At 42.9% G+C, this 8,432-nt stretch carries 2 protein-coding genes; both read right to left on the bottom strand.

The genetic code is table 11. The features are described 5' to 3' along the window. Positions 1 to 42: 42 nt before the first annotated feature. Entirely contained in the window at positions 43 to 6,018 is a 5,976-nt protein-coding gene (locus tag C7H19_RS24495) for a calcium-binding protein (protein WP_106459526.1), read from the bottom strand. Positions 6,019 to 6,360: 342 nt separating this feature from the next. Then, the gene (locus tag C7H19_RS24500; protein ID WP_106459527.1) at positions 6,361 to 8,172 is read right to left on the bottom strand and encodes a fatty acyl-AMP ligase; all 1,812 of its coding nucleotides are present in this window, start codon (positions 8,170 to 8,172) and stop codon (positions 6,361 to 6,363) included. Positions 8,173 to 8,432: the final 260 nt, after the last annotated feature.

The following is an 8,432-nucleotide window of genomic DNA, read 5'->3' on the forward strand; positions in this document are numbered from 1 at the left end:
GTTAGCACTCGCGGTCATATAAACAATTAACGATGAGTAATATTACTCAGTATAACAGGTTTGCAGACACGCCCTAGTATCGATCCCAAAGTCAGCAGGATTAAAAGAGCGATCGCTACTGAAAATAAATTGGTCATTGCCAGTAGAGCCAGTTAGGGAGTCATACCCAGAGCCTCCTTCTAAATCATCATTACCCGTATTACCAGAAAGGGTGTCATTGCCAGATTCACCCCTGAAGGTAACTTTAATTCCAGTCCCAGCAACGAGGCTATCATTCTTGCTTGTTCCTGTAACTTGAACTCGCTCAATATTGAAAGAACCGATCGAATCTAGATTGGCGTTGGTGATAGTCCTGCGGAAGAAACTTGTACCAAAGGTGGTAACGGCTCCTGCATTGGCATCATCTCCAATAGAATAATCAAGAATCAGCAAGTCATCTCCAGTTCCTCCATCTACAATGTCGGAGAGCCCTAAGCCAGGGTTAATGGTGTCGTTACCTGCCCCCATAACAAAGTTGTTAGTGAGGCGATTTAACTGGATTAGGGTATCATTTCCGCTTCCCGTTTGCAGGTTCTTGACGACTTCAAAGTTTTTGGCGTAGGTTCCATCGCTAAACAACAAATCGGTCGGATTAGCACTGTTAAAGTTGATATCGATGGTTTGATTGCCAAAATCAGCACTTAGAGTATCAATACCCGTTCCGCCATTTAGTTTATCTAGTTTGCTGCTATCAGTTCCGCCGCGAGGAGATTCATAGGAGGCACTCACTTCATCATCACCACTACCCGCATCAACAACATCGTTGCCAAAGAAAGCTTTAATAGTGTCATTACCTGCACCGCCTACGAGTGTGTCATCTCCATCAAAACCAGCAAAACTATCAGCCTTACTGGTACCAGTAATTTTATAACGCTCAATGTTAATACCAATAGTATAATCGCGTGCGCTGTTATCAATGTTAGAACGAGTATAAAAAGCCCTACTAGAAAGATCACCAGTCCATTGTACTGAGCCACTCAACCCCGCAGCAGTTGCATCATCTCCCTCAGAATAGTCTATAATCAGCAGATCGTTGCCTTCTCCAGCATCTACAGAATCTTGATATCCTAAACCAGCATCAATAGTGTCATTTCCCGCCCCTGTACGAATGTCATTTCCTGACGAAAATTGATAGGGCGCGATTGAAATTCGTTCTTTTTGAATAATCCGATCGTTACCACTGCCAGTAGTGAGGTGGCGAATGTTTTCAAAATTCTTAGCGTAAGTGCCATCGGCAAAAGTAATATTGTTAGAGTGTCCACTAATAAAGGTAATATCAGCCGTTTGGTTAGAGAAATCAGCCGACAGCGTATCATTACCCGCACCGCCATCGAGTCGATCTAAGTTAGCATCAAATGAGGCGTGACCGTAGTACCGATTAGCAATCTCGTCATCACCCTCCCCACCATTAATGACATCATTGCCGAAGCTGTATGTATTGCCAGCGCCACCAAATATCGTGTCATTTCCAGCACTGCCATTTATAGTATCATCGCCGACAATTCCAGTCAGCAAGTCATTCTTGCTTGTTGCCGTGATTTGCAGGCGTTCGATATTTTGAAAATTAACCCCATCAACTTGAGTAGTGCCATCAGCATTATAACGAACGAATTGTCCTGCATTTCCTTGTACGCTCAAGACTCCTCCCTCCATCCTGCCTGTTGTTGCATCATCGCCTACTGAATAATCGATAATCAACAGATCGTTACCACCCGCACCATTGATCCCGTCAGAACTGTAACCATAGGTTATATTGGTTCGTCCCAACCCCGGTCTAAAAATATTGTCGTTGTCATCTCCATCTAGTTTGTCTCTAAATTGACTGCCAATTAAGTTCTCGATGCCTGTAAGTCGATCTACTGTGACGATATCATTACCCGAAACTGGGTCTCTTTTTACAGAGATGGCATCGCTAACCAAGCTATATACCCAATCATTATTGCTAAATGTCTTTTTATATCCACCATTAACAGTCCCAGTCGCTAAATTAATGATTACTTCCGAAGGAGAGTTGCTGTAGTCTGCTGTATCGCTCCCCGCACCGCCATTTAGGGTATCAACCTTGGCTCCCCCAGCCAGTTTGTCGTTATCAATTCCTCCAAATAGTCTGTCTTGCCCCGCCCCGCCATCAATAAAATCCTTGCCCGATCCAGCATCAACGAAATCATTACCGTTAGCCGCGAAAATGGTGTCCTGTCCCGCATTAGTACGCAAAATATTATCGTAGCTTTCGTTTACCGTTTCCAGTTTGATCAGGTCGTTCCCTGAACCCGTATTAAACTCGCCTAAATTCTGAAAATTGCGAGCCGTTTCACCATTGCTGAAGGTATAATTATTCGTCTGACCCGCAATAAACGTGATATTAACGGTCTGATCCGCGTAATCAGCACTCAGTCGGTTAGTCCCTGTACCTCCATCAAGGGTATCTACACTTTCTAGATCGAATGTTCGTAGGTGATCGTTGCCATCTCCGCCATCTAGACTGTCTTGGCTAGAACCACCATCAAGATCGTCATTGTCAGCTTGTCCAAACAGGGTATCATTGCCCTCGTCTCCTCGCAGGGTATCATTGTCAAAACCCGGAACAGGTGGAGAGCTAGTATTAGCAGCATCACCGTAAAGCAGATCGTTTCCCGCCTGTCCACTGATAAAATCGGCTCCACCCAAACCACTAATAGTATTAACAATATTACTGCCTTCTAGAGTATCTCCTGTTTGGATGTTGTAGGTATTGATATCACCAAAGGGAAGGGGCGAACCTATCAATATTTCTACATTGATTAATTGATCTCCTTGGGCATCCCCACCTGTTCCCAAGCCAGTCTTAAGGCTTACAGCAACAGGTATTTTAGAACTGGTATAAGCTACCGTATCAACGCCACTACTCCCAACAATGACATCTACACCAGGACCACCTACAAGAAAATCGTCATTTGCTCCCCCCAATAAAGAATCATCTCCCGCACCGCCATCAAGCAGATCTTTGCCCGCAAATCCTTGGATCGTGTCGTTTCCCTCTAAACCACTGAGCAGGCTATTAGAGTTGTCGTTCCCATTGATCGTGTCATTGAAGTTAGTTCCTTCGTAGCGTTCGATCGAGATAAAGATGTCACCAATGCCGTCGCCTGTAAAATGACCTGTGCTTAAATCGATTAGCATTGCTACTGTTGCTGTGGCGTAGGAGGCGGTATCTTCGCTGTCGCCCCCATCGAGTAGATCTCCCCCACTACCCCCGATCAATTTATCGGCATCAACACCGCCGCGTAGGGTATCGACACCGCCATTACCAATGAGGACATCTGGCCCGTCATCACCACTGAGGCTGTCATTGTTAGATCCCCCTGTGAGGAGATCTTTACTAGCTCCCCCGCTAAAGACTATTACCGCCGAAACTCCTGGATCGACTGTAAGTTCGTCGGCGCGATCGCCCCCATTGGCTACAATTTTATTAGGTATATCGTAAGTTTCGATCGTTTTGAATGCTTCAATCTGGAGACTATTTCCTAACAACGGATCAACAATTTTTTGAATCTTGTAACTTTCAGGTCCATCCTTGAGATTGCCATACTTACGCAAGGCACTACGGGGGCCAACATTGAGGAATATATTGTCATTAGCGTTACTAGCTATGATCGGTGTATTGTTGTTTTTGTTAAAGGAGAGCAGTACGACTCGTGGACTGTCAAAGCTAAAACCGACACTAAAGGGGCTAATACCTACCTCTAGATAAGCCTGTAAACCTGCCGATAGTTCCCCACTAGGCTCAAATAGATCAATTACAGGCGTATTGCTCAGTTGGTTTCCACGAACTTTACCTTCGGCATCTGCCAAAGCGGAACTTAGATAAAAGTTGATGTCTGCCGTCAAATCGCCATCAACGCCAACTTCAGCAATACCGAGATTAGCAGCCACTCCAGCGATGATGCCAGCTTGGATCTCTAACCCCGTAACAGGTAGTCCGCTATCATCAAAGGCAATGACATAGAAGCCATTGAAGACCTTGGTCGGATCAGTTTGCCCCCCTGTAAGATAATCTTGTAATCCCTGAGTGTCATAGCCAAAGGCTAACTGCGCTCCTATGCCAAATTTACCGCCCAAATTGACACCAACTGGGCCGATAACTGGGAAGAATTGTTTAAACTTAAAATCAACCACTAACGGGTTAGGCTGATAACTGAACAGATCAACGTTTTGTCCTAGCAGCAATTTACCTATCGCCATTTGGTCGGTCAGCAGTGGAAAGCTCAATCCTCCACCGCCCACACTGTTAACGTCACTCAGGAATTGGAACAAATTTGTATTCTGATTGCCTGGTAAAGTTGGAATGCGCGTGTTAATGAGGCTGACATCTGGGAGACTATCGATACGCAGATCACCATTAATACTTAAAGAACCTAAGTCAATAAAGATATTATCGTTACCCGTGAAACTAGATAGACTATTGACCAGTTGAGTAATATCTTTTAAGCCTTCAACCACTGCTACCGTACTGGGAGAAGCCCCTGCTAAATCTAACAGAGTCACCTTACTAGAACCGAGATCACTTAGTAAAGGAATCGGTGTGGTGAGTATATCGATAACTGGCTGCAAAGGGCTTGTAACACTTTTAACCGTGTTTAAAACCTGTCCTGCAAAACCGCCGAAGAAAGATCCTAGATTTACTTTATTGTCTCGCAAGAAGACAGTGGGTACCTCACCAAAATTGCTATTGTTATCTAAGGGGTTGACAGTTGCCGCATTGAAATTCCAGAGAATTCCCAGGTTAGTTCTGAGTGTCGGCAGTCCAGTTAGGGCAGGGAGGGTCGATTGCAGATTGAGGTTAATGTTGGCATTACCAGTTAAACTGGCATCAAGCAAATCTGGTGAACTGGTTAGTTCCGTTAGTCGCAATTTGTTGTCATTGTTGGGATCTTTGAGATCAATAGCGAAGTTGCCGACGAAGTTTGTACCGTTGTTTGTAGCGGCGAAACTGAGCAGGGAAAGATCCGCACTAGCATTAAAGCCAGGAAGTGTAGTGTTACTGTTGATCTGAAATTGGGAAGTAGATGAGGTATCTAGATAGAAACCTGTATTATCGACCCCAACCCCAAAATTAAAGGTATACCCTAGGCTAGTTTGGGCTAATCCTGTGGTTTTCAGTCCTAGATTAGGCAATCCTAAATTGTTTTCGATAGCGATCGCCACTGAGCTATACTGTGTCGTGGTGGTAAAATTGAGGCGAACTTCTGTACCAGAAACGATAGCTGTTACCCCAGCCCCGCCGATACCAGCGTTTACTAAAGCAGTATTAATTGCATTCTGAATCTGGGTGGTGGTGTAGCTAGAACTGCCAGTTAGGGTGTTGAGACCCGTCTTAATCGCCTCACGCAATTGAATCAGGTACTGTAGAGATGCAGTCCCACCGTTAAAGGCATCCTGAAGATTATTGCCTACTATGGGCAGTTGTTCGGCCAATACCTGAGTACCGAGAGCCGCATTGAGATCGGTGAAAACCTGATTGATGCCCGCTTTGAGTTGATTGATTTGGGTCTGGCTGACGGAATCTGAAGCCGCAAAAATAGCGATCGCTTCTCCATTTATGTTAATCTTGTCCTCAAGCTTAATAGACTGTAACTGCTGCTCATCAACAGAATCATTTCTAATTAAGGTGCTAAAAATCGACTCTTCATCTCCAAGGGCATTTTCTCGACTCACGTGACTATCAACCCAATGGGCTACTTCTTCTAGCAAGAGATCGACTTCTGTTAGTAAGTCAAAATCTCCAACAGCCCATTGTTGTCGTAATGTCCCTACTGCTTCGGGGTTAATGCGATCGCCAAACTCTAAGGCTAACTTTTGCTGAATCTCTGGCTCACTCATAAGAGCTTGCAGCCGTTCTTGTATAATTGATAAAACTTGTTCAAGAGCCGCAAAACTTTCTTGAGCAATTGTTAGAGAAGTTCCTATAAGTAAGTTGTCACCTATAACAAAAGGAGTCATCTTCTTTTTTAGTTACTTAGGCTGAGATTAACTAAGATCAACTAAATAATCAATAATTATTGTTGTTGATTAGCTAATAAAAATAAATTTTAATTTGCTTCAAATCTATCATGCTGATACCTATTATGGTGTTTGCTTTGTTAGCTTTCGTTACAAAAATAAATTTAACTTTTGTTATCAATGAGCGGCAACAACTGCGTAATTCCTGACGAAAAAACTTTCGATGCAAAAATAAGTTAAGCTGAACGTAAAGCTTGAACTTTGTCGAATTTAGCAATTGATTGCAATAATTTTTTGAATTAAAATCATTGCTTTATAGCCATTAAGACAAACATTACGGGTTTAATCTTCGTCATCTTCTGTAGAATGAAATTTACTCACTAAATCGGGGTTTTCACTCCAAGCACCGACGATATTAATTGTGCCATCGAGGAAGTTTTGACGACAAGCGCGACGCTGAATTTTTCCACTAGCGGTTTTAAGGATCGTTCCGGGTTTTGCTAATACGATCGCATAAGTCATAATTTCGTGTGTGAGAGCGATTTCTTGGCGAATATCTCCTAAAAGTTTTTCTAGATCAATTTCACCGCTACGACGTTCGACTTCTTGGACGAGTACGAGTTGTTCTTCTCCATTATCTTCAATAGAAAAGGCTGCACCGTAATCAGGACGGAATACTGGGTTAAGATGTTGGACAGACCATTCTAAATCTTGGGGATAGTGGTTAGTTCCACGAACAATAATTAAATCTTTGATCCGCCCTGTAATAAATAATTCTCCATCTTTAAGGAAACCTAAATCACCTGTTCTTAAAAATGGCCCTTCGTTGGTATCTTGAAGATAAGCTTGAAAGGTTTCTTTGGTTTCTTCGGTGCGTTGCCAGTAGCCTTGTGCCATACTAGGATCGCTTACCCAAACTTCCCCAACTTCATCGCTTGCACATCGGGTTAAAGTAGTCGGGTCAACAATTACTATATTAGTTTCACAAACTCGCTGACCACAACCTGCAATGTATCTAATTCCTGTGGTTTGATCGGGTTTTGCATCAACGATTTTATTGCGTTCAATAGATGCAGCATCAACAGCAGCAATAACGGGTTTTGTGTCTCTTGGTGAAGTGGAAACCAGTAGGGTATATTCAGCTAGTCCATAGGATGGGGCGAAAGCTTCCCAAGTGAAACCGATCTGACTGAAGATTTCGACAAATTTTTCCATAACTCTTGGGTTAATGGGTTCGGCTGCGTTTCCTGCTGCTTGCCAACTACTGAGATCGAGTTCTGATAGATCTTTGAGTTTAACGCGACGAATACACAGATCATAGGCGAAGTTGGGAGCTTGGCTATGGGTTCCGCGATATTTCGTCATATTCCGTAACCATTGTACAGGTCGTTTAATAAAAGCAAAAGGCGACATGAGATAGCAAGGTGTACCGTTATACAAGGGAACCATCATCCCTTCAACTAAACCATAATCATGAAAGTAGGGCATCCATGTTACAGATACACTATCCGCATCATAGCCACAAGCTTTCTGGAGATATTTACAATGGTGCATCAAGTTAAAGTGACTCAGCATGACTCCTTTGGGGATTGCCGTTGAACCAGAGGTATATTGTAAGTAAGCCAATACATCTTTATCAACTTCTGGATCAACCCATTGATCGGCTAAAGATAGATCAACAGTATCGGTATCGATCCAACGCATCTCATCAAATTCTGGAAATTCATCTTTAACGGTTTCAATAAGTCCTAAAATACTCGCTGTAGTGAGGGCAAAAGTCGCATTTGCATCTTTAACAATCGATCGTAATCTAGGTAGAGTGCGTTTGAGTCGTCCTGACTCTGGTGGAGGAACGGGAATAGCGATCACACCTGCATACAAACAGCCACAAAAAGCGGCTAAGACTTCTAAACCTTGGGGATATAACAGTAAGGCTCGTTCTCCTTTGGCTTGGTATTTCTGGAATAAAGCGGCGATCGCTCTTGCTTGTCGGTCTAATTCTCCATAGGATAACGGTTCCGTGGGAGTCTTGCCATCAATTAAAAATGTGTAAGCGTGTCCATCGGGCTGATTGTGCGCTCTATAGCGTAATAATTCAACTATTGTCGAGAATTCAACGGGATTAGAGGGATTTTGATTTAAGACTTGGGTCATTTTTAATATAGTTGGGCGTAATAGTAAAACGATATATTTAGAAACTTTACAATATCCTTTCTTGCGAGATGATAAATCCAGAACAAAGATTGGTCAAGAAGCAAAAAACATACATAAGTTAAGCTTATCATTTACATAAGAAGACACATTGTTAGAAAGCTTTACAAAACTATAAAAAGTAATTAAGATAAGTACATATTCATAACGAACCTTGAAAACGTAATAGGAATCATAAAGCAATGACCACCACCCTACAACAA

The organism is Aphanothece hegewaldii CCALA 016 (assembly GCF_003007785.1).
Lineage (GTDB): Bacteria > Cyanobacteriota > Cyanobacteriia > Cyanobacteriales > Microcystaceae > Chroococcus > Chroococcus hegewaldii.